The organism is Novosphingobium guangzhouense (assembly GCF_002896965.1).
Lineage (GTDB): Bacteria > Pseudomonadota > Alphaproteobacteria > Sphingomonadales > Sphingomonadaceae > Novosphingobium > Novosphingobium guangzhouense.
Map to the genome: position 1 here is coordinate 58,849 of NZ_LYMM01000021.1, position 26,620 is coordinate 85,468.

Consider the following 26,620-nt stretch of genomic DNA (forward strand, 5'->3'; position numbering starts at 1 on the left):
CATGAGCAACGGGGAGAAACTCGGCCGCAAGGACTACGAGAAACTCCTCGACCCGATGGAGCAGGAGCTTGTCGGCATGGCGCGCTGGGCACAAGTGTCCGGCGCGCGCATCGTGGTCCTGTTCGAAGGACGCGACACGGCGGGCAAGGGTGGCGCCATCAAGGCCGTGTCCGGCCAGCTCAACCCCCGCCAGTGCCGCACCGTGGCCCTTGCCGCGCCGAGCGAGCGTGAAAGGGGGCAGTGGTACTTCCAGCGCTATATCGAACACCTGCCCAGCCGCGGCGAGATCGTGCTGTTCGACCGTTCGTGGTACAATCGCGCGGGCGTGGAACGGGTGATGGGCTATGCCTCTCAGGCAGAAGTAGAGGCGTTCCTGCGCCATGCGCCGACTTTCGAGAAGATGCTGGTTGATGACGGCATCCACTTGTTCAAGTACTGGCTGGCCTGCGATCAGGAGAAGCAGGAAGAACGCCTGCACGAACGGCTGGAAGACCCGCTCAAGCGCTGGAAGCTGTCGCCCGTCGATATCGCCGCGCGGGAGAAGTACGCCGACTACACCCTTGCGCGCGAGGCGATGCTGGAAGCGACGCACACCGCGCATGCCCCCTGGACGCTGGTGGATTTCAACGACCAGCGCCTTGGCCGCCTGACCCTGATTCGCGACCTGCTGGCGCGGCTGCCCGATACGAAGGTGGAGGCGCCCGAACTGGACCTGCCGCCGCTCGACACGGACCCCCGGCACGAGAAATTCGGCGTTCTTGAGCCGTTGAAGCCGTTTCCGATCTCCTGAATTGCAGGCGAATCGGCGGCGCGCGCTTGACTTTGCAGGGCCAATCCAGCAAGGGGCGCAACCTTGAAGGGCGGCGCCTTGGTGTCGCCCCTTTATGATTTGTCGTAACGCCGGCCTGCCAGGGCGGCTGCAACTTAGAAAGTACAGGATACCGCCATGGCGAAGCCCGCAACCGTCAAGATCCGTCTTGTCTCGACCGCCGACACCGGCTTTTTCTACGTGACCAAGAAGAATCCGCGGAACACGACCGAAAAGTTCAGCTTCAAGAAGTATGACCCGGTCGTGCGCAAGCACGTCGAGTTCAAGGAAGCCAAGATCAAGTAAGGTTCACGGTCGGTTCAAGGCTGTGCACCCAACGGGAAAGCCATGAACCACGTGAAGAAAACCTTTCGATCCTGCGTAAGCGCGGCCGCTTTGGCCGCGCTTTCCGTTCCTGCCACACTGATTCCGGTTCAGGCGATCGCTGCCGCTCCGGACGATGCCAAGCAGCTCGACCAGGCGGTCGCGGCGTTGCGCGCCATCGATTCGATGAAGGCGGACTTCGTGCAGACCGACCGCTCGGGCGGGTCGGTCAGCGGCGTGCTGACCCTCAAGCGTCCCGGCAAGATCCGCTTCCAGTACCAGAAAAGCGCCGAGATGCTGATCGTCGGCGACGGCAAGGCGCTTACCTTCATCGACTATTCGGTGCGGCAGGTGCAGCGCTGGCCGATCAAGAACAGCCCGCTCGGCGCCCTGCTCGATCCCAGCCGCGATGTGGCGAAGTACGGCAAGGTGCTGCAGACCGGCAATCCCAACGTCACCAGCATCGAAGTGCGCGATCGCTCGCATCCCGAATATGGGGTGATCACCCTGATCTTCACGCGCAAGCCCTCCGCACCGGGCGGGCTGGAGCTGACCTATTGGGTCGCGCTCGATTCGCAGAACAAGCGCACGACCATCAGCCTGTCCAACCAGCGTTACGGCGTGCCGGTCACCGATAACGACTTCCGCTGGACCGACCCGCGCCCGCGCAATCGTCATTGACGACCCGCGGCGACAATCGTCGACCAAAAGGGGCGCTTTGTCGCTGAATGTGCGCTGCTGGCGACAAACGGCGACAGTTTTCTGAACTTCGTTCACTTGGCAGTCAGGAGACGCACCCCATATAGGTCTTGTCAGAACGGTTTGAGGCGGGTTTCCCCCCTGTTGCCCGCGCCTCCTGAGTGACCGTTCTGATAAACTAGCGTGACGAACGCTTACAGGAACCCTCGAGCCTCTGCCCCCGGCTCGAGGGTTTTCTGTTGGGTGGCCGTATTTTGCCCCATGCCGGGCTGCGAACGGCACCGTTCTGCGCTTCCGGTGCTCACGGCCAGAAGGCCGCTGCGCTCCGGTTCTCGACCGGCACCATTCTCGCTCCGGCCTGAGACAAAATCCGGCCACCCAACCCGCCGCGGCGATTCCCGCTGTCTTGCCGGGACAGGCTTACCGGGGCAGGCTTACCGGCAGCGGGGCACCCTCGGTTTACGCGAGGCCGGGGACTGGCAATTCCCCCAAGCCGTCCCTAAAGCCACGCCCATGAAGATCGCCACCTGGAACATCAATTCCGTCCGCCTGCGCATCGACCAGGTCGAACGTTTCCTTACCGAGCAGGCGCCCGACGTGCTGTGCCTGCAGGAGATCAAGGTCGCGGAGCATCTGTTCCCGCACGAGATGTTCGAGCGCCTCGGCTATACCCACCGCGCGATCCATGGGCAGAAAGGCTACCATGGCGTGGCGACGGTCTCGAAAGTGCCGTTCCGCGATTTCTCGAAGCATGACTGGCAGGACAACGGCGAGGCCCGCCACATCGGCGTGGAGCTGCTGGGGCCGGGGCAGGGCATGGTGCTGGAGAACGTCTATATCCCTGCCGGCGGCGATGTGGCCGACCGCGAGGTGAACCCCAAGTTCGGCCAGAAGCTGGACTTCCTCGAACGCATGACCCGCTGGGCCGACCGGATCGATCGCCCCACGCTGATAGTCGGCGATTTCAACATCGCCCCGCTGGAATGCGATGTCTACGATCACAAGGCCCTGCTCAAGGTCGTCAGCCATACGCCGATCGAGGTGGAGACGCTCAAGCGGCTGCAGGACGCGGCAGGCTTCGACGATCTGGGCCGCCGCTTCATCCCGGCGCCCGAACGCAACTATTCCTGGTGGTCCTACCGCAGCTACTGGCGCCAGAAGGACCAGGGCCGCCGCCTTGACCACATGTGGGCCTCGCCCGATCTGGCCCCGCAGGCACGCGGGCATCACTTCGTCGAAGAAACCCGCCGCTGGGAACAGCCGAGCGATCATATCCCGCTTGTCACCGAGTTCGAACTCTGAACGCGGGTCCTGCCTCCACCCGCCGCGTGGCGCTGGCGCTCGATGCGCTGCGTCATGGCTGGCCGATTCGGGTTGCGGGGCAAGTCCTGCTGCCTGCAGAGACGGCATTCGCCCCCGGCGCCACCGCGCCGCGCATGCTGATTTCCGCCGCGCGCGCCGTCACGCTGAAGCTGGCCAACCAGCGCGAGGCCGCCGTGCCCGAAGCGCCGGTCCTGATTCGCGCCGCCGAGCCTTTCGACCTCGACACCGCGCGCGCGGTGGCCGATCCGGCGCTGGACCTTGCCTATCCGATGAAGGGCCCCTTCGCGGCCGAGCCTATCGAGGATGCAGATGCCGCGCGCACCGCGATGGAACTGGCGCGACTGGCAGGCATCCTGCCCGCCTTCCTGGTAGTGCCGCCTCATGCGGACGAAGTGCAGGACGTATCCGGCGCCGATCTTGCCGCGTGGAAGGACACCGCGCACCTTGCGATCGCATCGCGCGCGCGGTTGCCGGTGGCGGCGGCGGAGAATGCCGAGATCGTCGCCTTCCGTGCGCTCGACGATCTTCGCGAACATGTCGCGCTGGTCATCGGGACGCAGGACGGCGATCGGCCGCCGCTGGTGCGCCTCCATTCCGAATGCCTGACGGGCGACATCCTGGGCAGCCTCAAGTGTGACTGCGGGCCGCAGCTGAACGCGGCGCTGCGGGCCATGGCGGCGGAAGCGTCGGGGGAGTCCGGGCAGGGCGGCTGGGGCATACTGCTGTACTTGCGGCAGGAAGGGCGCGGCATCGGCCTCGTCAACAAGCTGCGCGCCTATGCGCTGCAGGATGTCGGCTATGATACCGTGGACGCCAACAACCGCCTTGGCCTGCCGACCGAGGCACGCGATTTCCCGGTGGCCGCACGAATGCTCGACCTGCTGGGCGTTCCCGCGATTCGCCTGATGACGAACAACCCGGCCAAAGTCGCCGCGTTGCAGGGCGTCGGCGTCGAAGTGGTGGAGCGGGTGCCGCACCAGCTGCCGCCCAACCCGCACAACGCCCGCTACCTGGAAACCAAGCGCGATCGCACGGGGCATATCCTCTGAGATTGCGCAGGGCCGCGAACGCCCTATCTAGCGCCTGATGCCTGAACTTCCCGAAGTCGAAACCACGGTGCGCGGCCTTGAGCGTTTTCTCGATGGCGAACGCATAGCGCGCGTCACGCTCAATCGCGCGGACCTGCGCCGTCCGTTCCCGCCCGATCTTGTGCAGGTGCTGACCGGCGCGCGCGTAACCGGGATGGGGCGGCGCGCGAAATACGGTCTTATCCATACCGACCGCGAACAGACCATGGTGTTCCACCTTGGCATGTCCGGTCGCTGGCGGATCGAGCCCGAGGCGCCTGACAAGCATGATCATCTCGTGCTGGAGACGGGGGCGGGCCACGTACTTGCGCTTAACGACGCGCGGCGGTTCGGTTCGGTGGACCTTGTGCCCACGGCGGGGCTGGATGCCTGGGGCGCCTTCGCGACGCTGGGGCCCGAGCCGCTGGGTGATGACCTGACCCCGGCGCATCTGCGCGCCGCCTTCGCCGGGCGTATCGCGCCGATCAAGCAGATGCTGCTTGATCAGACGATCGTGGCGGGGCTGGGCAACATCTATGTGTGCGAGGCGCTGTTCCGTTCGGGCATTCGGCCGGACAAGGAAGCCGGGCGCGTAAGCGGACCGGCGCTGGGCAGGCTGGTGCCCGCGATCAAGCAGGTGCTGGGCGAATCGATCGCGGCGGGCGGATCGACGATCAAGGACTACGCGCAGCCCAATGGCGAACTCGGCTACTTCGCGGCGTCGTGGCAGGTCTATGGGCGTGAGGGCGACCCTTGCGGCTGCGGGGCGCCGGTGCTGCGCTTCGTGCAGGGCGGCAGGAGCACGTTCTGGTGCCGCAAGTGCCAGAAATAGGCGGTTTCGCGCCAATGCCTCGGGTTGACGGAACCCGGCTTGAACTGTAAGGGGCGCGCTTTCCGGCGAGTCCGTTCGCCGAATAGATTCGTTAGGCAATTGGGGCCGCTCACCGTGTTGGCCGCCCGAACAGAGGAATATCGATGGCCAATACGCCGCAAGCCCGCAAGCGCATCCGTCGCAACGAGCGCCGTGCAGAGATCAACACCAACCGCGTGAGCCGCATCCGCACCTTCCTGAAGAAGGTCGAGAGCGCTCTGGCCGGTGGTGACAAGGATGCCGCTGCTGCTGCCCTCAAGGAAGCCCAGCCCGAGCTGGCTCGTGGCGTTGCGCGTGGCGTGCTTCACAAGAACACCGCAGCGCGCAAGATGTCGCGTCTGACCAAGCGCGTCGCTGCTCTCTGATTCGAAGCACTCTCCTTACTAAAGGGAGAGTGATTCGCAGAGTGAGACAGATGCTGGCCATCTGTCTCAGGACGAAACAAGAACGGAGCCGAGGTCATTCGACCTCGGCTCCGTTCTTGTTTTTGCTGCATCGCAGTATGCTCGAAAGCAAAGGCCCGGAAATACTGCGATTCGGGATGCCGCACTGCGCAACCAACTGATTTTGCAGCGCATTACACTTTGGCTACGGATTTTAGGCACTCCCACGTGAGTCAACCTTCATAATTTTTTTTATTTGGGGAGTGCCGTCTTGCCTGCCCGGCAAACGGGTTTCTAAAAGGGTTCCCGGCCGTTGCGGAACGAGCCGGGGAACACAGCGATTCACAAGTGGAACAATCCCCGCGAACATGCGTTCGCGGCACGGGGAACTTTTCACTCTGCGCGCCGCTGCCTCCCCACGTTTCGCGTCACCAGCGGGATCACGTGAGCAACAAGGGGTTCGAAACGATGTCGAATACATCCGCAGGACAACCCTCCGTGACCCCCCCGGTGAATCCGATGGTCGAAGGAACAAACTTGAACAGGAAGTCGAAGGCGGTGCGAGTGGCGATGGAAGAGGATCAGGAAGCCGTAAATCTGGCGGCGGACTGGGCTGACATCAGCCAGGGCCTGCGCAAGGACCTTGGGCACCAGGCGCACAGCCAGTGGATCAAGCCGATCCAGCCGGGCAACTGGTGCAAGGAAACCGGTACGCTCGACCTGTACCTGCCCACCGAATTCTCGGCGAACTGGGTGAACGATCGTTTTGCCGATCGCCTCTCGCTGGCATGGAAGATCGCGCGCCCTGACGTGCGTCACGTGCGCATCCTCGTGCATCCCGGCCGTCGCCAGCTGCCCGAACTGCGTCTGGGTAACGGCGGTCGTCCGGCCAGCGCGCCTGCCAATGATTCGGCAGTCAGCGCCGCAGACCCGCTTTCGGTCGCGCTTGCAGGCGAATCGTTCGCCTCGCTCGGCCAGGGCCCGGCAGGCATCGACGCCTCGCAGACCTTCACCAGCTTCGTGACCGGCGCGTCGAACGTGCTAGCGTGCAATGCCGCGCAGCGCATGGCCGCAACGGAAACGCCGCAGTTCTCGCCGCTCTATCTCAAGGCCGCCACCGGGCAGGGCAAGACGCACCTGCTGCATGCGATCGGCCACGCCTATCTGGCGGCGCACCCGCATGCGCGCATCTTCTACTGCTCGGCAGAGCGGTTCATGGTGGAATTCGTTCAGGCGCTGCGGCAGAACCAGATGATCGAGTTCAAGGCGCGCCTGCGCGGCTTCGACCTCCTTCTGGTGGACGATATCCAGTTCATCATCGGCAAGGCTTCGGCTCAGGAAGAGCTGCTCTACACGATCGATGCGCTGCTGCAGGAAGGCAAGCGCCTGGTCTTCGCCGCCGATCGTGCGCCCCAGGCGCTGGACGGCGTCGAACCGCGCCTGCTTTCGCGCCTGTCGATGGGCCTTGTCGCCGATATCCAGCCGGCCGATATCGAACTGCGCCGTTCGATCCTTGAGAACCGCCTTGGCCGTTTCGCTTCGATCGAAGTGCCTTCGGACGTCATCGAATTCCTTGCCCGCACCATCAATCGCAACGTGCGTGAACTGGTCGGCGGCCTCAACAAGCTGATCGCCTATGCGCAGCTGACCGGGCAGGCCGTGTCGCTGCAACTGGCCGAAGAACAGCTGACCGACATCCTCTCGGCCAACCGCCGCCGGATCACGATCGACGAGATCCAGCGCACGGTCTGCCAGTTCTACCGCATCGACCGCACCGAAATGAGCTCGAAGCGCCGCGCCCGCGCGGTCGTGCGCCCGCGTCAGGTGGCAATGTATCTTGCCAAGGTTCTGACCCCGCGCTCCTATCCGGAAATCGGCCGCAAGTTCGGCGGGCGCGATCACTCGACGGTGATCCATGCGGTGCGTCTGATCGAGGAACTGCGCACCCGCGATGCCGATATGGACGGCGACGTGCGTTCGCTGCTGCGCCAGCTCGAAAGCTGAACGCTTGCCCGGCAAAATGCCGGGATCCGGGGCTTTTGCACCAGGTTATGAAAAGGGGCCGGAGGCATTGCTTCCGGCCCCTTTTCATTTGGTCGCTGGCGCAGGTTAACTCACCGTTTCATCACGTAATTTAGCTTTCGCAAAAGCTTCCGCTCCGTAAGCGGGTCGGGTACGCAGTCGCGTTTCATTCTCAGATCCAGCAGAAGAGGCATTTCCCCCCATGCGCTTCTACCAGGCTACGACTTTCCTTTTTCCCCGAAGTTACGAGCGGCGGATTCTCTTCGTCTGCTTCGGTGCGGTACACGTCCCCCTGATCGCATGCGTCGCATTCCAGGCGGCGACCGGGCACTGGCACCTTGGCACGTTGTTGACGCTGCTGGTCGCCACGCTGGTCGGCACCGGGCTTGGTCTGGCGGCGATCCATGCGTTGCTGGCGCCGATCGGACAGGCAACGATGATGCTGCAGTCGATCCAGATGGGCGAGCGGGTTGCCGTGATCCCGCAAGGGGCGGATGATCTGGTCGGCCGTCTGCTGAACGGGGTGACCACCGCCGCCCATGAAACCGCAGCCCGGATCGAACGTCTTGTCGATGCGGCCGAGCGCGATCCGCTGACCGGCATCCGCAATCGTCGCGGTTTCCTCGATTCGGCGAAGCAGGTTCTGCGTGGCCGGTCGAATGCGGTGCTGGCGTTGATCGATATCGACCACTTCAAGCGCATCAACGATGATCTTGGCCATGCCGTGGGCGACGTGGTGCTGAAATCACTGGCCCGCCGGATCGAGGACCACTTGCGCCGCAGCGACATTGCCGCACGCTGGGGCGGAGAGGAGTTCGCCGTCCTGCTGCCCGACACTACGCTGGATGAGGCGCGGCTGGTCATGGAAAGGCTGCGCGCCACCGTTGCGCTCGACACCGGGCTTGGCGTGCAGGACCGCGCGGTAACCTTTTCTTGCGGCCTTGCGCCGGTGCGCGATTTCTCGCTGCTGCAGGATGCCACCCGGCAGGCGGACGAGGCGCTCTATGCTGCCAAGCACGGCGGCCGTAATCGCGTCCACGTTCTGGGTTTCTGAGCGCATCCCCTTCACCACGTCGCCTGCATGCTGTAGGCGCTTGGGCATGATTCCCGCCACGTTCTCGCAGGCCCTGCTTCGCGGCCTTCGCAGCCGTTGCCCGCGTTGCGGTGAAGGCAGTCTGTTCCGAAAGTGGCTCAAGCCGCGCGAACGCAGCCCGGTCTGCACGATGGACCTGACCCCGCAGCGCGCGGACGATTTCCCCGCCTACATCGCGATGATCGTGACCGGGCACCTGATGGCGCCGCTGATCATCGCGCTTTCGGTGGATTACGATCTGGGGCCGCTGGCGATGTTTGCGATTCTGGTGCCGCTGGCGATCGCGATGATGATCGGCATGCTCCAGCCCGCCAAGGGCGGCGTGATCGCCACGCAATGGTGGTTCGGCATGCATGGCTTCGTCAAGGAACGGCTGCCCGAAACGCCGGTGCAGGACGCGCCCGGAGACGAGCGCCCGCAATGACCCTGACTGCCGACCGCCTTGGCCGCTTTGCGCGGCATATCGTGCTGCCCGAAGTCGGCGGCGTGGGGCAAGTTGCGCTCAGCGATGCGCATGTGGTGCTGGTCGGCTGCGGCGGGATCGGCAGTCCATCCCTGCAATATCTCGCCGCAGCCGGCATAGGCCGCCTCACGCTGGTGGATGATGACGTGATCGACGTCAGCAACCTGCAACGCCAGACGATTTATACGCCGTCGGATGTCGGCAGGCCCAAGGCGGAAGCGGCAGCCGAGTGGGTGCGGCGTTTTGATCTTGGCCTCAAGGTGGAACCCGTCGTTGCGCGGCTGGGGGATGGCAATACGCATGACGTCCTATCCGGCGCGGACCTCGTACTGGACGGCTGTGACAACTTCGCGACTCGGCTGCTGGTGTCAGATACCTGCGTAAGTCTGGGCATCCCGCTGACGACGGCGGCGATCGGGCGGTTCCAGGGCCAGGTGGCGAATTTCGCCGGGCACCTTGAAGGGCAGGCCTGCTATCGCTGCTTCGTGGGCGATGCCTTCGACGCGGTGGACTGCGATACCTGCGCCGCCGACGGCGTGCTGGGGGCGATGGTGGGCATGGTCGGCACTTTCGCGGCGATGCATGCGATGCGGGTGCTGCTGGCAGGGCACACCGCGCTGGGCGAGCCCCAGTTCGGCACATTGCATCTGATCGACGGGCTGGCGCCATCGATGCGCCCGCTCAGGATCGCGAAGGACCCTGCGTGCCGGGGCTGCAATTCGACGGCGGCGGCCTGACACTTCGAGAAGTTCGGGGCGCGCATTACCGCTCCAGTACTTGCTCCACCCAGGCCGGCACCAGTTCGGTCGCAGGCCCATGCCGCGCCTCGTCGAACCATGCGGTTCCTTGCGAGGGTTCAAGGTTCAGTTCCAGCGTCTCGATCCCCAGTTCGCGGGCATTGCGCACGAAGCCCGCAGCCGGATAGACCGCGCCCGACGTGCCGATCGAGACGAACAGGTCGGCCTGTTCCAGCGCGGCGAAGATTTCCTCCATGCGATAGGGCATTTCCCCGAACCAGACGATATCGGGGCGCAGCGCCGCTTTTCCGCATTCGGGGCAGGCGGGGCGGTCGATCAGCGGGCCGGTCCAGCGCGGGCGGGCGTCGCAGGCCGTGCACCAGGCGTTGAGGTGTTCGCCATGCATGTGGAGCACGCGTTTTGCCCCTGCGCGTTCGTGCAGGTCATCGACGTTCTGGGTGACGATGAGAAGTTCGCCCTCCCATTCGGCATCAAGCTTGGCCAGAGCGCGGTGAGCGGCGTTGGGCGCCTTGGTCTGGATCGCCTCGCGGCGCATGTCGTAGAAGCGCAGGACAAGATCGGGATCGCGCGCGAAGGCTTCCGGGGTGGCGACGTCCTCTACCCGGTGTTGCTCCCACAGCCCGCCGCGCCCGTCGTTGGCGTCACGAAAGGTATCGATGCCGCTTTCGGCGGAAACGCCCGCGCCGGTCAGGATAACGATGTTGCGGATGCTGCTCATGCGGTCACCATAGCCTGCAGCCAGAGGTTGTCGAAGGGCCGCGTTTGCGCCATGCGGCGCCGACAGCATTTTAGGCCCGGACGGAGACAGCAGCGTGGCACGAATCGGTATCATCGGCAGCCAGGGGCGCATGGGGCAGGCGATCGCGGCGGCCATCGCCGATGCGGGTGAGGACTTCGCGGGCGGCGTCGACAAGGGCGGCGACGTTACCGCCATCGCCGGCAACGCCGATATCCTGATCGACTTTTCGAGCCCGGCGGCACTTGAAGGCAATCTTGATGCCGCGATGGCTGCAAAGCTGCCCATCGTCATCGGCACCACCGGACTTGAAGAGCGCCACCACTGGCTGATCGATGCGGCGGCGGAGCATATTCCGGTGCTGCAGACCGGCAACACCTCGCTCGGCGTTACCCTGCTGGCGCATCTGGTGCGCGAGGCAGCGTCGCGGCTGGGCGAGGACTGGGACATCGAGATCGTCGAGACGCACCACCGCATGAAGGTGGACGCGCCTTCGGGCACCGCGCTGCTGCTGGGCGAGGCGGCGGCAAAGGGCCGCGCCGTTGATCTTGCCGCCAATGCCGTGCGCGGCCGCGACGGCATCACCGGCAAGCGCGAAGCGGGCACCATCGGTTTCGCGGCCCTGCGCGGCGGCTCGGTGGCGGGCGATCATACCGTGCACTTCCTGGCCGACAACGAACGGCTCTCGCTCTCCCACCTTGCCGAGAACCGGGGCATCTTCGCGAAGGGTGCGGTGCGCGCGGCGCAGTGGCTGATCGGCAAGGGGGCAGGGCGCTATACCATGCCGGAAGTGCTGGGCCTGTAAGGAGGGGCCTTTGAAGAAGGACCAGATCTTCGAATTCTTCCGCCGTCTGGCCGAGGCCAATCCCTCGCCCGAAACGGAGCTGGAATTCGGCAATACCTATCAGCTGCTGGTGGCGGTGACGCTTTCGGCGCAGGCGACCGACGTGGGCGTCAACAAGGCGACGCGCGCGCTGTTCGCAAAGGTGAAGACGCCCCAGCAGATGGTGGACCTCGGCGAAGATGGGCTGAAGGAGCATATCAAGACCATCGGCCTGTTCAACACCAAGGCGAAGAACGTCATCGCCCTCTCGCAGATCCTTGTCGAGCGTTACGGCGGCGAGGTTCCGGCGAATCGCGATGCCATGGTCGAACTGCCCGGTGTCGGACGCAAGACGGCCAATGTCGTGATGAACTGCGCCTTCGGGGCAGAGACCTTCGCGGTCGACACGCATATCTTCCGCGTCGGCAACCGTACCGGGCTGGCCAAGGGCAAGACCCCGCTGGCGGTGGAAAAGCAGCTGGAGAAGAAGGTGCCGCAGCCGTTTCGCGTCGGTGCGCATCACTGGCTGATCCTTCACGGCCGCTACATCTGCAAGGCGCGCACGCCCGAATGCTGGCGCTGCCCGGAGGTGGACTTGTGCGCCTTCAAGGACAAGGTGCTGGACCGGGGCGGCAGAAAGGCTGCCGCCTGACGGCTACGTCCTCTTGACGAAGGCAGCGTTCGGGGAGCCAATGGGCACCGCCGGACGTTCGCCCAACGAGAGGATGAGCCGATGAAGACACCCGCTGCCCTGCTGTTTTCCGCTTTGACGCTGGCCGCCTGTTCGCAGGAAGGGCCGGGCGAAACGCCGGCGCCCCAGCCTGCCGCCGAAGTGACGGGCGCTGCCGTCGATTGCCTGACGGTGAACCGCTTCAACACCACCCGCATCCGTGACGACAACACCATCGATTTCATCGGCGGTGCAGGGGGGCAGGTCTGGCGTGTGACGCTGCCCAATCGCTGCAACGGGCTGAAGTCGGCCGGGACGTTTACTTATGAAACGTCGCTATCGCAGCTGTGCCGTCAGGATATCATCTACCCCTTGCAGCAGATCGGCGGGGGCTGGCAGCGCATGGGCGGCTGCGGGATGGGGCCGTTCGTGCCGGTGAAGCTGGCGAAGTAACGGAACTCTTCGATCAGCGAATGGTGAAGGGGGCTTCGACAGGCTCGGCCCCCTCGCCCTATCTTTATCCCTCGTACTGCTCGGGATCGATGTTAAGGCCCCGGCGACCGTCGGCAACGGTGTGGTGGGGGGAATGCAGCACTTCCGCGTCCGGGTCGGTCAGCGGCTGGAGCATCCCTTCCGAACGCGTGATGACGGCGGTGGCGACGGCGTTGCCCACCACGTTGGTGGCAGAGCGGCCCATGTCGAGGAACGTATCCACGCCCAGCAGCAGCGCGATGCCTTCCACCGGCAACCCGAACTGGGTGAGGGTGGCCGCGATCACCACAAGGCTGGCGCGCGGCACGCCTGCGATGCCCTTGGAACTGACCATCAGCGTCAGCAGCATCAGGATCTGCGTCATGATCGGCACGTGAATGCCGTAAGCCTGCGCGATGAACATCGACGCGAAGGTCATGTAGATCATCGAGCCGTCGAGGTTGAAGCTGTAGCCCAGCGGCAGGATGAAGCCCGACACGCGGCGCGGAACGCCGAAGCGGTCCAGCTGCTCGAACAGCTTGGGCAGGCTTGCTTCCGAAGACGCGGTGGAGAAGCTCAGCAGCAGCGGTTCGCGGATGTAGCGGAACAGCGTGACCACGCGCTTGCCCAGGAACAGGCCGCCGGCGCAGAACAGGATCACCCACAGCAGCGCCATGGCAAGGTAGAACTCGCTCACCAGCACGCCGTAAGTGACGATGATGCCAAGGCCCTGCGTGCCGATGACGGCGGCGATCGCGCCGAACACCGCGAAGGGCGCAAAGCGCATCACGTAGCCGGTGATCTGCAGCATCAGTTCCGACAGCGCCTCGGTGCCGCGCACGATCGGCGCGCCCTTTTCGCCAATCGCGGTCAGGCCGACGCCGACGAAGACCGAGAAGACCAGGATCTGCAGGATGTTGTTCTCCGCCATGGCCGCAAGCGGGCTAGCGGGGAAGATTTCCAGGATGAAGTGGCGCAGCGTCAGCTCGCCCATCTCAAGGTCGCCCACGCTCTGGCCCGTGTCGAGGCCGACGCCGACGCCGGGCTGGAACAGGTTGACCAGCACCAGCCCGAGGCTGAGTGAGACAAGGCTGGCGGTGATGAACCAGCCCAGCGCCTTGCCGCCGATGCGGCCAAGGGCAGTGCTGTCGCCCATGCCGGCGATGCCGGTCACGATGGTCGCGAAGACCAGCGGCGCAAGGATCATCTTGATCAGCTTGAGGAATACGTCCGGCAGCAGGCGGAAATATTCGGTCCACTGCTTGAGATGCGGATCGTCTGCCGGAAGGCTCGCGTGGAGTACGTACCCCGCCACGATGCCAAGGACCATGCCGATCAGAATATAGAGCGTCAGGCGCCTGCCCATTGCGAACCCCTTGTTAATGGTGGCGTCGTGAAAGCGCCGGAACCTATCAGCGTGGCCGGTGCGGTCAATGACGAGAGCGAAAAGGTTGCGCCCGGATGCAAGACGCAAGGCTTCGCGTTTCGCCCCGCCAGCGCCTGAAACAAATTCGCGTCAGCCCGCCAGCGCCGCCAGCGTCACCCGTTCGAAGATCCGGGCCAGCGCATCAAGGTCGGCCACGGCGACGGCTTCGTCGCGCTTGTGCATGGTGGCATTGCACAGGCCGAATTCGATGACCGGGGACAGATCCTTGAGGAACCGCGCGTCGGACGTGCCGCCGCTGGTCGACAGTTCGGGCTCCACGCCGGTTTCGGCGCGGATCGCGTCGGCCAGCATGGTGGAGAACGCGCCCGGCTGGGTCAGGAACGCCTCGCCCGAGATCACCGGACGGGCCGTGCCGCCGTGCCTTTGCGCGATCTGCGCGACCCGCTCGGACAGGCTTTCGCCGGTGTGCAGGTCGTTGAAGCGGATCGAGATTCGCGCGGCGACCTTGGCCGGGATCACGTTGGTGGCGGGGTTGCCGCAGGAAACGTCGGTGATTTCCAGATTGCTCGCCTGGAACCAGTCGGTCCCTTCGTCGAGGACGATGGCATCCAGTTCGGCCAGCATCGCAACCAGCCGGGTGATCGGATTGTCGGCAAGGTGCGGATAGGCGACGTGGCCTTGCTGCCCTTCGACCTCAAGCCAGATGTTGACCGAACCGCGGCGGCCAACCTTCATCATGTCACCCAGCCGGTTCACCGAAGTCGGTTCGCCCACCAGGCACAAGTCGGGGATATCGCCCCTTTCGCGCATCAGGTCGATCAGGGCGAGGGTGCCGAAGCGGGCGGGGCCTTCCTCGTCGCCGGTGATGATGAAGCTGATGGTGCCTGCGTCCTGCGGCACGCGCCCGGCTGCCGCCACCATGGCCGCGATCGAGCCCTTCATGTCCACCGCGCCGCGCCCGTAGAGCATTTCCTGTCCTTCGGGGCCGCGCCGTTCGGGCAGGAAGGGTGCGCTGGTCCAGCCTTCGCCCGGCGGCACCACGTCAAGGTGCCCGGCATAGGCGAAGTGGCGCGCGCCTGCCGGGCCACGCCGGATCGCGAAGAGGTTCTCGACCGGCCCGTCGGGCGCTTCGCCTGCAAGGAAGCGGGTGACCTCGAAGCCGAGCGGCGCCAGCTGGCCCTCCAGGCAATCGAACACCGACCCGGTGGCGGGCGTGACGCTGGGGCACGCCATCAGCGCTTCGGCAAGATCGGCGACGCTGGCGGAAGGGGCTGCGATGAGAGGGGCGGTCTGGTCCATAAGTGCAGGGCCATCGCAGAAAAGCCCGGCGTTGGCTATAGGTGGGGCTATAGGCGGGGCTGCAGGGTGGGGGCATAGGGCGGGCCATACCTCGGCGCGGACGGGTTCACTGGAAACTTGCCGGGCGATGCCCCATATCCGCGCCGAAGGAGAGCCTCCCCGATGACCGACAAGATCCACCTGACCGACGAAGAATGGCGCGAAAAGCTTAGCCCGGAACAGTACTACGTGTTGCGCCAGGCAGGCACCGAACGGGCTTTCACCGGCAAATACGATGGCAACAAACAGGAAGGGCTCTATACTTGCGCGGGTTGCGGTGCGCCGCTGTTCGAATCCGATGACAAGTTCAATTCGGGTTGCGGCTGGCCAAGCTACACCGCGCCGGTGGACGAAGCCGCGATCGACGAGCACCGCGACACCTCTCACGGGATGATCCGTACCGAAGTGACCTGCGCGAAGTGCGACGGCCATCTTGGTCACGTGTTCCCCGACGGCCCCGCGCCCACCGGCCTGCGTTACTGCATCAACAGCGCCTCGCTGGATTTCGAGCCCAAGTGACCCGCGCCTCCCCGAGCCTGCCTCGGGGAGTATGCGTTCACCTCGGGTTACAAATCGTCATGCAAGGTGTAGGAGCGAGCCCGTACATCCGTCCTCATTGGGGTTTGCATCCTACCCATGGCCAAGAATTCCGGCCCAAAAAGCTCCGGGGGCAACCGTGCCCCGCGTGCAGCTTCATCTTCCGCCGCCAAGAAGCCCCTGTGGCGCCGCATCGTGCGCGGCGTTTTCATATGGGGCGGCGCGCTGGCGCTGCTTGGCGCGATCTTCCTGGGCACCGCCGTCTTCTTCACGATGCGCGAACTGCCCGATTACAGCGCGCTCAAGAGCAGCCAGAACGGCCAGATGATCGTAGTGCGCGCGCGCGACGGGCGTGAACTTGTCTCGCTGGGGCCAAGCTACGGCAGGTGGCTGCCTTATGACCAGATTCCCCAGATCATGCGTGATGCCATCGTCTCGGTCGAGGATCGCCGCTTCCGCGAGCATCCCGGCGTCGATCCGATCGGCCTGGCTCGCGCGGTCTACGTTTCGCTGACCACCGACAGCCGCGCCAAGGCGACCTCGACGCTGACGCAGCAGCTGGCGCGCAACATCTTCCTCAGCAATGCGCGTTCGTGGAACCGCAAGGCGCGCGAGATGGTGCTGGCGCTGGCGCTGGAGCGCAAGTTCAGCAAGGACCAGATCCTCGAACTCTATCTCAACAAGGTGTATTTCGGCGGCGGCGCCTATGGCATCGACGCGGCCAGCCGCAAGTTCTTCGGCCACCCGGCCACCGAGCTGTCGACCGCGGAATCGGCGATCATCGCAGGTCTTGTGAAGGCGCCGTCGAACTACTCCCCCACCGCGGACGTCGAGGCTGCCAAGGGGCGCGGCAAGGTCGTGCTTGGCCTCATGGCGCGCGAAGGCGTGATTTCGCAGAGCGAGGCCGACAGCGTCGACTTCTCGGACGTTAAGGTCGCCAAGGAAAAGGGCCAGAATTCGGTCCGCTACTTCACCGACTGGGCGCTGCCGCAGCTCGACATGCTGCTGCCCGAGAACAACGAGCCGATCGAGGTCTGGACCACGCTTGACCCTGCGATGCAGGATGCGGCGACGAAGTCGATCGATCGCAACGTTCCCGCAGGGGCGCAGGGCGCACTCGTCAGCCTCGACCGCGACGGCGCGGTGCTGGCGATGGTCGGCGGCACCGATTACGTGAATTCGAACTATAACCGCGCCACGTCGGCGCTGCGCCAGCCGGGTTCGGCGTGGAAGCTGTTCGTCTACCTTTCCGCGCTTGAGGCAGGCTATACGCCTGACGATGCGGTGGTCGACCAGCCGGTGACGATCCAGGGATGGAGCCCGCAGAACGATGGCCGCAACTTCGCGGGCCAGATCGACGTGCGCACCGCCTTCGCCTATTCCAAGAACACCATCGCGGCCCAGCTGGGCAACGAGGTGGGCTTTGGAACCGTGGCCAGCATGGCCAAGCGCTTCGGCATCACCACGCAGATCAACACCAAGCCCGCGATGGTGCTGGGCACGTCCGAAGTGCGCGTGATCGACATGACGCGCGCCTTCGCGGCGGTTTCGGCGGGCGGGACTTCGGTGGAGCCTTATGGCATCACCAAGGTCACCACGACTTCGGGCGAACTGCTCTACGAACACAAGTCCGTGCAGGGGCAGGTGCTGGTGCCGCATTACGTGGCCGCCGGGATCACCGACCTGTTGCAGACCGCCGTGGCCATCGGCACCGGCCGCGCCGCGCAGATCGGCCGTCCGGTGGCGGGCAAGACCGGCACCACCAGTTCCAACAAGGACGGCTGGTTCCTGGGCTTCTCCAGCGGCATCACCACCGGCGTGTGGATGGGCCGCGACGACGCCAAGCGGGTCGGCGGTCTGTCGGGCGGCCATGCCCCGGCACGCGCCTTCGCGGATTACATGAAGGTTGCCGTCGCCAAGCGCCCGGTCGAACAGTTCGACACCCAGCTGACCCTGCCCGAATGGCAGCTTGAGCCGGACGACGAGGCCATGCAGGGCAATCCGGAGGACTATTACTACACCGACGAGAACGGCAATCTGGTCCACCCGGACAGCGCCGCGCCCGATCAGCCGCCTTATGGCGAAGGGCAGGGCGTACCGCCTCCTAACGGCGGCATGGTTCCGCCCGATTACGCCCCGCAGGGCGGTGGGCAGGGCGGTGGGCAGGGGGCGCCGCCTCCGGCCGCCGGCACCGACTTCCTTGATCGCGCCACCGGGCGTGAGCGGGAAGAGCAGGGGCTGCGTTCACCGGGGCAGGTGCAGGGCGCCTATCCGGGCGCGCGGCCCACGCCGACCCCGCGCGTCACGCCTGCGCCCCGTCCGCTGCCGACCCGCACACCGGGGCTGCAGCAGTAGTTTGGCCAGTCCCTCGGCTGTTCGGTCCGGGGGGCGCAAGCACACACGAAAAGGCCCGCCGGATCGCTCCGGCGGGCCTTTTCCTTTTACGCCTTCAGCGTCGTGTCAGCGCAGGCGCACCGGCACGAAAGTCGCCTGCTGGCCGCGCGGCTGGACGCGCAGGAGCAGGGCCGAGCGACCTTCCGCCTTGGCGGCGTTGATCGCTGCGGTCAGGTCGGCGGCGGTGGTCACCGGACGGCCGTTTGCCTGCAGGATGATGAAGCCGCGCTGGAAGCCCTTCTGGCCCGCATCCGAGTTCGGATCGACGGCCACGATGACCACGCCCTTGGTGCCTTCCGCCGCGCCCAGCTGGCGTGCGATGGTGGCGGTCAGCGGGGTCACGGTCAGGCCCAGCGAGTTCTCGATGACGCCCTTTTCCTGCTTCTGGGGCGGGTTGTTGAAGGCATCGCCGTCTTCATCGCCATCGGGGGTGAAGGACTGCGAAAGTTCATCCTCGCTCGGGCGCTTGCCGACCGTGGCGGTGACCGTCTGGCGCTTGCCGCCACGGATCACCTCGACCGGGATACGCGCGCCGGGCTTGGTGTTGGCAACGATGAAGGACAGCGTCTGGTCCTTGGTGACTTCCTTGCCGTCGACAGAGACGACGACGTCGCCCGCCTGCAGACCGGCCTTGGCTGCCGGGCCGTCCGGCTCGACCAGCTGGATGAATTCACCCTTGTTGTGAGCGATGCCCAGCGAATCGGCGATGTCTTCGGTCACCGGCTGGATGCGCACGCCAAGGTAGCCGCGCTCGATCGCTTCGCCCTTGATCAGCTTCTGGACGAGCGGGGCCGCGATTTCCGCCGGAATGGCAAAGCCGATGCCGACGCTGCCGCCGGTGGGCGAGAAGATCGCGTTGTTGATGCCGATCACCTGACCGCTCATGTCGAACATCGGGCCACCCGAGTTGCCCCGGTTGATCGCGGCGTCGGTCTGGAGATAGCGGTCATAGGCGCCCGCGCCCGAGCCGGTCGATCGGTACACGGCCGATACGATGCCCGAAGTCACCGTGCCGCCAAGTCCGAAGGGGTTGCCGATCGCGATGATCCAGTCGCCCACGCGGGCCTTGCGGCTATCGCCGAACTTCACGAAGGGCAGACTCTTGCCCGCGTCGATCTTGAGCACGGCAAGGTCGGATGCGGCGTCCTTGCCGATCAGCTTGGCCGGGTACTCCGTGCCGTCGGGCATGGTGACGGTGATCGATTCGACCTGTCCCTTGCCCTCGGCGGTGATGACGTGGTTGTTCGTCACGACATAGCCGTCGGCCGAGACGATGAAGCCCGAACCGAGCGACTGCGCCTCACGCGTCTGGGGCGCGCCGCCACCGCCGCCCTGTCCGCCGAACAGCCCCTCGAACGGGGTGCCCGCGAAGGGGTTGTTGCCGGCGCCCGCGACCTGCACCTTCTGGCGGGTCGAGATGTTGACGACGGCAGGCTGCAGCTGTGCGGTCAGATCCGCAAAGCTGGCGGGGGCCCCGGCACGCGGCACCACCTTCGAGATTTCGCTGGCCTCGTTCTGGGCCACCTGCGCGCCTGCGGGGTAGCCGGTGACGAGCGATGCGGTTGCGCCTCCAAGCAGGAGCGCTGTGGTCAGTCCATAAGCATATCGCACGGGCTTCACGTCCTTTGATTCCTCCGTTTGGCGGCTTGCGCCTAGATCCGACTGGTAACCCCGGAGCGGTTTCACGCCCCGCGAGCTTAACCGGATTTGAATGATGCGGAAATCCGCCACTTTTACGCAATTCCGGCCAGAACTTTCTGAAGCGTAACTTCCGAAGCGCAACGGCCGAAACCGCTTACGGCTCCCTGAAATGGTTCAGATAGGCATTGTCGGGCGAAAGCAGGATGGTCTTGGCGCCGTTCGGGCTGCCGGGCTGGCCCTTGCCGAACGAGACCGCGTAGCTCTGCATCGCGCGGTAGAAATCGTAGAACTGCGCGTCCTTGCCGAAGCTGTCGGCGTAGATCCTGGCGGCCTGCGCCTCGGCCTCGGCGCGGATGATCTGCGCATCGCGCTGGCCCTGTGCCGCGATCGTCTTGGCTTCTTCCTGTCGGCCCGCTTCCATGCGCACGAAGGCGGCTGCCAGTGCACCTTCGGGCAGGTCGGCGCGCTTGATCCTGACGTCCACCACCTGCGCGCCGTATTCCTGCGCTTCGCGGTCAAGCAGCTTGCGGATGTTCTCCATCGCCGCGCCGCGTTCGGCGGTCAGCAGCGACTGGAAGGTACGCTTGCCCAGTTCCTGACGCACGACCGATGACAGGATCGGCTCAAGCTGCTGGGTCACCCGTTCGGTCGTGCCGGCGGAGCGGACCATCTTCACCGGATCGACGATGCGATAGCGTGCATAGGCGTCCACGTTCAGCCGCTGCTGGTCGGTGGACAGCACCTGCTGCTGCTGCATGTCCACCGAAAGCAGGCGCTTGTCGATGCGGATCACCTGTTCCACCAGCGGGATGCGCCAGTGGACGCCCGCGCCGGTCTGCCCATAAGCCGCATTGGCGACATAGGGGTTGTAGACGCGCACCGGGCGGCCGGTCTGGACCACCACGGCCTGTTCGTCCTCGGGCACGACGATGGTGCTCATCATCAGGCCCACGACGACGGCGCCCGCGGCGATCAGCACGCCCTTGTAGTCGTTCAGGATGCCCATCACTGTTCTCCCGTGCTGGTCGGCGCGCTGGCCGAAGTGTCAGGAGAGGGAGCGGCGCGGCGCTGCATTTCAGGCAGGGGAAGGACGGTGTTCACGCCCTTTTCACCCACCACCGTGTCATTGTCGCGCAGGACGCGTTCCATGGTTTCGTAGTACATGCGACGCTTGGTCACCTCGGGGGCGAGCCTGTATTCCTCATAGACCTTGTCGAAGGCGGTGGCATCGCCCTGGGCGCGGGCGATCACCTGCTGCGCCCACGCGCGCGCTTCCGAACGATCGCGCTCGGCTTCCTGCTGGGCGACATTGACGTTGTCGAACGCGCTCTTGGTCTTGGCCGGCGGGTCGGCCTTCTTGATTTCCACGCCCTGGATGGCGATGCCGGAGTGGTAGAAGTCGAGGATGCGCTGCATCCGTTCGCCCACGTCCTGCTCTACCTGAGCGCGTCCGGCGCCGGACAGCGCCTGCCCGAGCGAGACTTGCGCGATAGAGGCGCGCATCGCGGCTTCGGCCACTTCCTGCACGGTTTCCTTCGGATCGGCGAGGCGGAAGGTGTAATCCTTCAGGCCCTTGATGTTCCAGCGGACAAGGTAGCTGAGATCGACCAGGCTCTTGTCGCTGGTCAGCATCAGCTTTTCGTTCTCGTTATCGGGAACGGTGACGACCTGGAACGAGCTGACGTCTTCCACATGCACCTGTTCGACCGGCCAGGGCAGGGTCAGGCTGACGCCGGAATCGATCGTGCGCGAATACTGGCCCAGCGTGGTGACGATGCCCTGTTCCTTGGGGCCGAGCATGTGCACGCTGGAGAAGCCGAGAACGACCACCACGGCAGCCGCGATGCCGAGCGGCAGCCACGATTTGCCGTCCGGACGGCGCGGCAGGTTGGGGAAGCCGCCGGGTACGCGCGGTCCGCCGCCACCGCCGCCGGTGCGGCGCTGTTCGCCGCGATTGCGGAAGATGTCCTCGATGCTGGCCGAGCGGCGCGGCGGGGTGCCGTCTCCACTGGGCAGCCAGGGATTGCGGGGCCCGCTGGGTTTTTCGGGGCGTTCAGGCGTGTCGGAGCGGGGTTCGTCAGGCTGGCCGCCATCCGGTGCGCCGTCGGGACCGTTGCCTCCATCGGAGCCGTCCCCGCCGCTGCCGCCGTCATTGCCGCCGCCGCCCCATGGGCTGTTGCGTCCCGCCATCTGGGAAATTCCTGATCTGTCCCCCGGCACGCCGTGAGGAGGCGTGTCTGCACCACCGATAGCTTTCATGATGCTATCTATAAGAACCCCTCTGGCAAATAACAGTGCCTCTCTTGCCCTTTTTCCCCGCGTACTCCACCTGAGCGGCGAACGCGGGGCCTTGGGCCCGGCAGACGCACACGCCGGAAACGAACCGGCAATCTACTGGAGAAGACAAGTGAGCAGCGCCGAAGGCATCGAGGGCAGCACCGGGGCGGGGACCGAAGGGTCGGGGGCCGTGGGCGAAGACCTCAAGGCGCTGTTGCGGCCCGATGCGGCGGCGCGTGTCCAGTCGCTGCGCGTGGCGGAAGGCCGCGCGACGCTGGTTCTCGACGCGACCGGGCTTGATGCGGCGGCGCGCGCGGCGATGGAAGCGGGCGTGAGAGAGGCGCTGGCGGGCAAGGTCGGCGAAGTGCGCGTGGCGATGATGGCCGACAAGGCAGAGCCGTCCACTACCACTAACGGGCCCGCCGCAGCGCCGAAGGGGCCGCGCATCATCGCGGTCGGATCGGGCAAGGGCGGCGTCGGCAAGTCCACGCTTTCGGCCAATCTTGCCGTTGCTCTGGCGCGGATGGGGCGCCGCGTCGGGCTGGTCGATGCGGATATCTACGGCCCTTCGCAGGCGCGGCTGCTGGGCACCGAGGGCCAGCGGGCGACGGCGCACGAAGGCAGGCTGGTGCCGGTCGAAAGCCGCTGGGGCGTGCCTGCGCTGTCGATGGCGCACCTGTCGAACGCGGGGCAGGCGATCGCGTGGCGCGGACCGAAGATTTCCGGCGCGCTTCTCCAGCTGGTCGAGGGGCACTGGGACGGCGCCGAAGTGCTTATCGTCGATCTGCCGCCCGGCACCGGCGACGTGCAGCTGACGATGCTGCAGCGCTGCAAGCCGGCGGGCGCGGTGATCGTCTCCACCCCGCAGGATCTGGCGCTGATCGATGCAACCCGCGCGGTGGAGCTGTTCGAAAAGGGCGGCGTGCCGGTCATCGGCGTGGTCGAGAACATGGCGGGCTATGCCTGCCCCCATTGCGGCGAGGTGAGCGACCCGTTCGGCTGTGGCGGCGCAGAAGCGTCCGCGCAGGAGATGGGCGTGCCCTTCCTGGGCCGCATCCCGCTGGACATCGCGATACGCCGGGAAGGAGATGCGGGCACGCCCACGGCTGCCGGGACCGGCCCGCAAGCCGATGCCTTCACCGCGCTTGCGGCCGGGGTCGCCGCCTGGCTGGATGCCAATCCCTGATGGCGGTGACCCGCCGCGGCGTGCTTGTCGGAGCGCTGGCGGGCGGTGGGCTTGCGCTCGGCTACATGCTGCGGCCGCGCAGTTATCCGCTGCCGCTGCACCCGCACGAGGGGGAGTTCGCCTTCGATGCGTGGATCAGGATCGGCGCGGACGGCGTCGTTACCGTTTCGGTCCCTCAAGTGGAGATGGGGCAGGGCGTCACCACGCTGATCCCGCAGATCGTCGCGCATGAACTGGGCGCGGACTGGCGGCAGATCGCGGCCGAGCCTGCCCCGGTCAGCGCCCGCTATGCCAACCTTGCGCTTGCCGCGAAATGGGCGCCGCTCTGGATGCCGCTGGTGCCTTCGCTTGCGGATGACCCGGACGATCTGCTGACCCGCCGCTGGGCGCAGGACGAGGTTTTCGACGTGACGGCGGACGGCACCGCGATCGCCGCTTACGAGGCGGCAGCGCGTGCCGCCGCCGCTTCTGCCCGCGCGATGCTGGCGCAGGCTGCTGCGGCCCGCTGGAACGTGGGCTGGGAAGAGTGCGAAGTGGCGAACGGCTTCGTCACCCACGAAAACAGGAAGCTGCCCTTCGGCCCGCTTGCCGCCGAGGCCGCGCGCTATTCCCCGCCCTCGACACCGCCGCTGCGAGCGGAGCCGATGTCCGAGCGTGCCGGCGAATTTCCGCCCGGCGCGCCCTTGCGCTACCCCCGGCTGGACCTGCCCTCCAAGATCGACGGCTCGTGGACCTTCGCGGGTGATGTGCGCCTGCCCGGCATGGTATTCGCCGCGATCCGCCACGGTCCCATCGGTCGCAGGACGTTCCTTTCCGATCTGGACGAGGGCGCCGCGAAAGGCGTGCCCGGCTTCCTGCGCACCGTGCGCAGCCCGGAAGGGCAAGCCGCCTGGGTGGCCGCCGTCGCCACCAACGGCTGGGCGGCCGAGCAGGCGCTGGCCCGTATGGAGCCCGGTTTTCGGGTGGCCGCCGGGGCCGACTCCGATGCCGTCGACACGGCGATGGACGAAGCGCTGCATAATGCCCGTGCGCATCGCATCCACTCGGCAGGCGACATGGCGCTGGTTCGGGACCGTCTGCCGATCCAGATCGGATACGAAGTCTCGCCCGCGATCCATGCCGGCATCGAGACTGCTGCGGCAACGGCATGGCTTCATGACGGCAAGCTGGAGCTGTGGATCGGCACGCAGGCGCCGCAGGCGGTGCGCAAGACGGTGGCCGCGGCGCTGGACATGCACCTGCGTGACGTGGTGCTCTATCCCGTGGCGATCGGCGGCAGCTTCGATCGCAGGCTTGAGCATGGCCAGGCCGTGGAAGCCGCGCTGATCGCCAGGGCCGTGAGCAAGCCCGTCCAGCTTACCTGGTCCCGGCGTGAGGAGTTCCGCGCGGGCCTGCCCCGTGCGCCGGTATCCGCCGTCATGGCCGCGCGTCCCGATAGCGAAGGGCAGATCGCCGGATGGCGCGCACGCATCACCGTGCCCGCCACCGCGCGCGAATTCGGCCGCCGCCTGCTCCATGGTGATGCGCCTTACGATGCGCTCGAAGCCGTCGCGCTCGATGCCGATCCCATGGCGCTGGAAGGCGCGGTGCCGCCTTACGCCATTCCCAACCTGGCGATCGACCACGTTCCCGTGCGCATCGGCCTGCCCACGGCAAGGATGCGCGGCAATGCCCATGGCTGGACCGCCTTCTTCAACGAAAGTTTCATCGACGAACTGGCGCACAAGGCCGGGCGCGAGCCTCTGTCCTATCGCATGGCGATGCTGGGCCACGACCCGCGCCTTGCCGCCTGCCTTCAGCGGGTGGCGGCCCTGTCGCAATGGGGCGGCGGTTCGGACGCCAGCGGGCAGGGGCTGGCCTGCCATGTGATCGATGCTGGCGGCATCGGGGGCCGCATCGCTGTGGTCGCCAGCGCCCGGCGCGAAGCCGAAGGGGTGCGCGTGGACCGCCTGAGCGCGGTCGTTGACGTGGGGCGCATCGTCAATCTGGATATCGCGCGCCAGCAGGTGGAGGGCGGGCTGGTCTTTGGCCTCGGCCTCGCGCTGGGCTGCGCGGTGCGCTATGCCGGTGGACGGCCGGACAGCGAAAGCCTTGCCGCGATGGGGCTGCCGACGCTGGCCGATTGCCCCGCGATCGAGGTGGATTTCATCGAAAGCCGCGAAGACCCCGCCGATCCGGGCGAACTGGGCGTGGCCGCCGTGGCCCCGGCCGTTGCCAACGCGCTTTTCTCGGCGACGGGCCTGCGCCTGCGCCGCCTTCCCTTCTTTGCCGAGGACGTATGACGCCAGACCTTTCACCCGCCGCGAACGGAGGCGTCGGTGTCCTCCTCGTCAATCTTGGCACGCCCGACGCGCCGACGCCGGATGCGGTCCGCCGCTACCTTGCCGAGTTCCTGTCCGACCCGCGCGTGGTGGAAATCCCGGCGATCGCGTGGAAGCCGATCCTGCATGGGGTGATCCTGCGCACGCGCCCGGCCAAGTCGGCCCATGCCTACAGCCAGGTCTGGACTGCGGCAGGCTCGCCCCTTGCCGCGATCACCGCAGGACAGGCCGGTGCTCTGCAGCAGCGGCTTGGCGATGCCGTCACGGTCGACTGGGCGATGCGCTACGGCAATCCCTCGCTGCCTTCGCGGTTGCAGGCGATGAAGGATGCGGGCTGCGAGCGTATCCTTGTCGCCCCGCTCTACCCGCAATATTCGGGCGCGACGACCGCATCGGTGATGGACAAGCTGGGCGATGCCCTGCGCGCCATGCGCTGGCAGCCCGCGCTGCGCACGCTGCCGCCCTATTACGACGACGCGGCCTATATCGCCGCACTGGAAGAGGATGTCGTCGCGCAAGTCGCCGCGCTGGAATTCACGCCCGAAGTGCTGCTGCTGTCCTATCACGGCATGCCCGAGCGCACGCGGAAGCTGGGCGATCCGTACCACGATCACTGCCGCGAAACCTCCCGCCTGCTGAGCGCTCGGCTGGCGCAGCGGCTGCCGTCGCTGCGGGTCGAAACCAGCTTCCAGTCCCGCTTCGGCCGCGCGAAATGGCTTGAACCTGCGACCGAGACGGTGCTGGCGGAAGAAGCGAAGTCCGGAACCCGCCGGCTTGCCATCCTGGCGCCGGGCTTCTCGGCGGACTGCGTGGAAACGCTGGAGGAACTGGCGATCCGTGGCCGCGAGGTGTTCGAGGAGGCGGGCGGCGAACGCCTTGCGGTGCTGGCCTGCCTGAACGACCGCGCGCCCGGCATGGCGATGCTCGAAGGGCTGGTCCGGCGCGAATTGTCGGGGTGGCTTTCAGGAATTTAACTGTCCGGAAAGTCCCGTATGTTCCAACTCTGTTCCCTGCAGAACGGAAGGATC

25 protein-coding genes are annotated in these 26,620 nt (G+C 66.1%); 19 read left to right on the forward strand and 6 right to left on the reverse strand.

What is annotated here, in order from left to right; all coding sequences use genetic code 11:
- Window position 1 precedes the first annotated feature (1 nt).
- The 11 genes from ppk2 to A8V01_RS05280 all read left to right on the forward strand — a co-directional run bounded on the left by ppk2 (window position 2) and on the right by A8V01_RS05280 (window position 9,790).
- Window positions 2-790, forward strand: coding sequence for a polyphosphate kinase 2 (gene ppk2, locus A8V01_RS05230; RefSeq protein WP_103094874.1), 789 nt, complete (start codon window positions 2-4; stop codon window positions 788-790).
- A gap of 156 nt (window positions 791-946) precedes the next feature.
- Complete coding sequence (gene rpmG, locus A8V01_RS05235; protein ID WP_008831595.1) at window positions 947-1,114, forward strand: 50S ribosomal protein L33; 168 nt, start codon at window positions 947-949, stop codon at window positions 1,112-1,114.
- A 42-nt stretch (window positions 1,115-1,156) separates the two neighbouring features.
- Window positions 1,157-1,813, forward strand: coding sequence for a LolA family protein (locus tag A8V01_RS05240; RefSeq protein WP_103094875.1), 657 nt, complete (start codon window positions 1,157-1,159; stop codon window positions 1,811-1,813).
- A 531-nt stretch (window positions 1,814-2,344) separates the two neighbouring features.
- On the forward strand, window positions 2,345-3,133 hold the full coding sequence (gene xth / locus A8V01_RS05245; protein WP_103094876.1) for an exodeoxyribonuclease III: 789 nt from the start codon (window positions 2,345-2,347) through the stop codon (window positions 3,131-3,133).
- A 26-nt stretch (window positions 3,134-3,159) separates the two neighbouring features.
- Window positions 3,160-4,203 (forward strand): GTP cyclohydrolase II, encoded by a 1,044-nt coding sequence (gene ribA / locus A8V01_RS05250; protein WP_425437268.1) that lies wholly within the window; start codon window positions 3,160-3,162, stop codon window positions 4,201-4,203.
- A 37-nt stretch (window positions 4,204-4,240) separates the two neighbouring features.
- The gene (gene mutM, locus A8V01_RS05255) at window positions 4,241-5,053 is read left to right on the forward strand and encodes a bifunctional DNA-formamidopyrimidine glycosylase/DNA-(apurinic or apyrimidinic site) lyase (protein ID WP_103094877.1); all 813 of its coding nucleotides are present in this window, start codon (window positions 4,241-4,243) and stop codon (window positions 5,051-5,053) included.
- Between the two features lie 143 nt (window positions 5,054-5,196).
- Window positions 5,197-5,457 (forward strand): 30S ribosomal protein S20, encoded by a 261-nt coding sequence (gene rpsT / locus A8V01_RS05260; RefSeq protein WP_103094878.1) that lies wholly within the window; start codon window positions 5,197-5,199, stop codon window positions 5,455-5,457.
- Window positions 5,458-6,045: 588 nt separating this feature from the next.
- On the forward strand, window positions 6,046-7,479 hold the full coding sequence (gene dnaA, locus A8V01_RS05265) for a chromosomal replication initiator protein DnaA (protein ID WP_103094938.1): 1,434 nt from the start codon (window positions 6,046-6,048) through the stop codon (window positions 7,477-7,479).
- 220 nt (window positions 7,480-7,699) lie between these two features.
- Window positions 7,700-8,551 (forward strand): GGDEF domain-containing protein, encoded by an 852-nt coding sequence (locus tag A8V01_RS05270; RefSeq protein WP_103094879.1) that lies wholly within the window; start codon window positions 7,700-7,702, stop codon window positions 8,549-8,551.
- Window positions 8,552-8,597: 46 nt separating this feature from the next.
- On the forward strand, window positions 8,598-9,014 hold the full coding sequence (locus tag A8V01_RS05275; RefSeq protein ID WP_103094940.1) for a DUF983 domain-containing protein: 417 nt from the start codon (window positions 8,598-8,600) through the stop codon (window positions 9,012-9,014).
- Window positions 9,011-9,790 (forward strand): HesA/MoeB/ThiF family protein, encoded by a 780-nt coding sequence (locus A8V01_RS05280; RefSeq protein WP_211294962.1) that lies wholly within the window; start codon window positions 9,011-9,013, stop codon window positions 9,788-9,790. Before A8V01_RS05275 ends, A8V01_RS05280 begins: the two co-directional genes overlap by 4 nt.
- Window positions 9,791-9,815: 25 nt before the next feature.
- On the opposite strand, the gene A8V01_RS05285 is transcribed toward A8V01_RS05280, so the two are convergent.
- Window positions 9,816-10,529: an NAD-dependent deacylase gene (locus tag A8V01_RS05285; protein WP_103094941.1), complete on the reverse strand. Its 714-nt coding sequence runs from the start codon at window positions 10,527-10,529 to the stop codon at window positions 9,816-9,818.
- A 94-nt stretch (window positions 10,530-10,623) separates the two neighbouring features.
- Between A8V01_RS05285 and dapB the strand changes: the two genes are divergently transcribed.
- The 3 genes from dapB to A8V01_RS05300 all read left to right on the forward strand — a co-directional run bounded on the left by dapB (window position 10,624) and on the right by A8V01_RS05300 (window position 12,493).
- Window positions 10,624-11,352 carry a 4-hydroxy-tetrahydrodipicolinate reductase gene (dapB, locus tag A8V01_RS05290; RefSeq protein ID WP_103094880.1) on the forward strand — a complete coding sequence of 243 codons (729 nt, stop codon included), beginning with the start codon at window positions 10,624-10,626 and terminating at the stop codon, window positions 11,350-11,352.
- Window positions 11,353-11,362: 10 nt separating this feature from the next.
- Window positions 11,363-12,022 carry an endonuclease III gene (nth, locus tag A8V01_RS05295; RefSeq protein ID WP_103094881.1) on the forward strand — a complete coding sequence of 220 codons (660 nt, stop codon included), beginning with the start codon at window positions 11,363-11,365 and terminating at the stop codon, window positions 12,020-12,022.
- A gap of 81 nt (window positions 12,023-12,103) precedes the next feature.
- Complete coding sequence (locus tag A8V01_RS05300) at window positions 12,104-12,493, forward strand: hypothetical protein (RefSeq protein ID WP_103094882.1); 390 nt, start codon at window positions 12,104-12,106, stop codon at window positions 12,491-12,493.
- Between the two features lie 64 nt (window positions 12,494-12,557).
- Here A8V01_RS05300 and A8V01_RS05305 read toward each other — a convergent pair whose 3' ends face one another.
- Entirely contained in the window at window positions 12,558-13,877 is a 1,320-nt protein-coding gene (locus A8V01_RS05305) for a dicarboxylate/amino acid:cation symporter (protein ID WP_103094883.1), read from the reverse strand.
- Between the two features lie 150 nt (window positions 13,878-14,027).
- The gene (gene dapE, locus A8V01_RS05310; protein ID WP_103094884.1) at window positions 14,028-15,197 is read right to left on the reverse strand and encodes a succinyl-diaminopimelate desuccinylase; all 1,170 of its coding nucleotides are present in this window, start codon (window positions 15,195-15,197) and stop codon (window positions 14,028-14,030) included.
- A 162-nt stretch (window positions 15,198-15,359) separates the two neighbouring features.
- Between dapE and msrB the strand changes: the two genes are divergently transcribed.
- Together msrB and A8V01_RS05320 are read left to right on the forward strand one after the other, a co-directional pair.
- Window positions 15,360-15,755: a peptide-methionine (R)-S-oxide reductase MsrB gene (gene msrB / locus A8V01_RS05315; RefSeq protein ID WP_103094885.1), complete on the forward strand. Its 396-nt coding sequence runs from the start codon at window positions 15,360-15,362 to the stop codon at window positions 15,753-15,755.
- Between the two features lie 117 nt (window positions 15,756-15,872).
- Window positions 15,873-18,128: a transglycosylase domain-containing protein gene (locus tag A8V01_RS05320; RefSeq protein ID WP_103094886.1), complete on the forward strand. Its 2,256-nt coding sequence runs from the start codon at window positions 15,873-15,875 to the stop codon at window positions 18,126-18,128.
- Window positions 18,129-18,233: 105 nt separating this feature from the next.
- Here A8V01_RS05320 and A8V01_RS05325 read toward each other — a convergent pair whose 3' ends face one another.
- The 3 genes from A8V01_RS05325 to hflK all read right to left on the reverse strand — a co-directional run bounded on the left by A8V01_RS05325 (window position 18,234) and on the right by hflK (window position 21,998).
- Window positions 18,234-19,778, reverse strand: a complete 1,545-nt coding sequence (locus A8V01_RS05325; RefSeq protein ID WP_103094942.1) for a Do family serine endopeptidase — start codon at window positions 19,776-19,778, stop codon at window positions 18,234-18,236.
- A 184-nt stretch (window positions 19,779-19,962) separates the two neighbouring features.
- Entirely contained in the window at window positions 19,963-20,814 is an 852-nt protein-coding gene (gene hflC, locus A8V01_RS05330) for a protease modulator HflC (RefSeq protein ID WP_103094887.1), read from the reverse strand.
- Complete coding sequence (gene hflK, locus A8V01_RS05335) at window positions 20,814-21,998, reverse strand: protease modulator HflK (RefSeq protein ID WP_103094888.1); 1,185 nt, start codon at window positions 21,996-21,998, stop codon at window positions 20,814-20,816. Before hflK ends, hflC begins: the two co-directional genes overlap by 1 nt.
- Window positions 21,999-22,275: 277 nt before the next feature.
- On the opposite strand from hflK, the gene A8V01_RS05340 reads away from it, so the two are divergent.
- Genes A8V01_RS05340 through hemH form a run of 3 tightly spaced genes read left to right on the forward strand, consistent with a single transcriptional unit; the run spans window position 22,276 to window position 26,566 of the window.
- Window positions 22,276-23,271: an Mrp/NBP35 family ATP-binding protein gene (locus A8V01_RS05340; RefSeq protein ID WP_103094943.1), complete on the forward strand. Its 996-nt coding sequence runs from the start codon at window positions 22,276-22,278 to the stop codon at window positions 23,269-23,271.
- The gene (locus tag A8V01_RS05345; protein WP_103094889.1) at window positions 23,271-25,553 is read left to right on the forward strand and encodes a xanthine dehydrogenase family protein molybdopterin-binding subunit; all 2,283 of its coding nucleotides are present in this window, start codon (window positions 23,271-23,273) and stop codon (window positions 25,551-25,553) included. Before A8V01_RS05340 ends, A8V01_RS05345 begins: the two co-directional genes overlap by 1 nt.
- Window positions 25,550-26,566 (forward strand): ferrochelatase, encoded by a 1,017-nt coding sequence (gene hemH, locus A8V01_RS05350; RefSeq protein ID WP_103094890.1) that lies wholly within the window; start codon window positions 25,550-25,552, stop codon window positions 26,564-26,566. The genes A8V01_RS05345 and hemH overlap by 4 nt, the downstream gene beginning before the upstream one ends.
- Window positions 26,567-26,620 lie beyond the last annotated feature (54 nt).

What these genes read in the sequence shown, in the direction of transcription:
- ppk2 (WP_103094874.1), top strand. Translation starts at nt 2, where the DNA reads ATGAGCAACGGGGAGAAACTCGGCCGCAAGGACTACGAGAAACTCCTC.
- rpmG (WP_008831595.1), top strand. Translation starts at nt 947, where the DNA reads ATGGCGAAGCCCGCAACCGTCAAGATCCGTCTTGTCTCGACCGCCGAC.
- A8V01_RS05240 (WP_103094875.1), top strand. Translation starts at nt 1,157, where the DNA reads ATGAACCACGTGAAGAAAACCTTTCGATCCTGCGTAAGCGCGGCCGCT.
- xth (WP_103094876.1), top strand. Translation starts at nt 2,345, where the DNA reads ATGAAGATCGCCACCTGGAACATCAATTCCGTCCGCCTGCGCATCGAC.
- mutM (WP_103094877.1), top strand. Translation starts at nt 4,241, where the DNA reads ATGCCTGAACTTCCCGAAGTCGAAACCACGGTGCGCGGCCTTGAGCGT.
- rpsT (WP_103094878.1), top strand. Translation starts at nt 5,197, where the DNA reads ATGGCCAATACGCCGCAAGCCCGCAAGCGCATCCGTCGCAACGAGCGC.
- dnaA (WP_103094938.1), top strand. Translation starts at nt 6,046, where the DNA reads ATGGAAGAGGATCAGGAAGCCGTAAATCTGGCGGCGGACTGGGCTGAC.
- A8V01_RS05270 (WP_103094879.1), top strand. Translation starts at nt 7,700, where the DNA reads ATGCGCTTCTACCAGGCTACGACTTTCCTTTTTCCCCGAAGTTACGAG.
- A8V01_RS05275 (WP_103094940.1), top strand. Translation starts at nt 8,598, where the DNA reads ATGATTCCCGCCACGTTCTCGCAGGCCCTGCTTCGCGGCCTTCGCAGC.
- A8V01_RS05280 (WP_211294962.1), top strand. Translation starts at nt 9,011, where the DNA reads ATGACCCTGACTGCCGACCGCCTTGGCCGCTTTGCGCGGCATATCGTG.
- A8V01_RS05285 (WP_103094941.1), bottom strand. Translation starts at nt 10,529, where the DNA reads ATGAGCAGCATCCGCAACATCGTTATCCTGACCGGCGCGGGCGTTTCC.
- A8V01_RS05300 (WP_103094882.1), top strand. Translation starts at nt 12,104, where the DNA reads ATGAAGACACCCGCTGCCCTGCTGTTTTCCGCTTTGACGCTGGCCGCC.
- A8V01_RS05305 (WP_103094883.1), bottom strand. Translation starts at nt 13,877, where the DNA reads ATGGGCAGGCGCCTGACGCTCTATATTCTGATCGGCATGGTCCTTGGC.
- dapE (WP_103094884.1), bottom strand. Translation starts at nt 15,197, where the DNA reads ATGGACCAGACCGCCCCTCTCATCGCAGCCCCTTCCGCCAGCGTCGCC.
- msrB (WP_103094885.1), top strand. Translation starts at nt 15,360, where the DNA reads ATGACCGACAAGATCCACCTGACCGACGAAGAATGGCGCGAAAAGCTT.
- A8V01_RS05320 (WP_103094886.1), top strand. Translation starts at nt 15,873, where the DNA reads ATGGCCAAGAATTCCGGCCCAAAAAGCTCCGGGGGCAACCGTGCCCCG.
- hflC (WP_103094887.1), bottom strand. Translation starts at nt 20,814, where the DNA reads ATGGGCATCCTGAACGACTACAAGGGCGTGCTGATCGCCGCGGGCGCC.
- hflK (WP_103094888.1), bottom strand. Translation starts at nt 21,998, where the DNA reads ATGGCGGGACGCAACAGCCCATGGGGCGGCGGCGGCAATGACGGCGGC.
- A8V01_RS05345 (WP_103094889.1), top strand. Translation starts at nt 23,271, where the DNA reads ATGGCGGTGACCCGCCGCGGCGTGCTTGTCGGAGCGCTGGCGGGCGGT.
- hemH (WP_103094890.1), top strand. Translation starts at nt 25,550, where the DNA reads ATGACGCCAGACCTTTCACCCGCCGCGAACGGAGGCGTCGGTGTCCTC.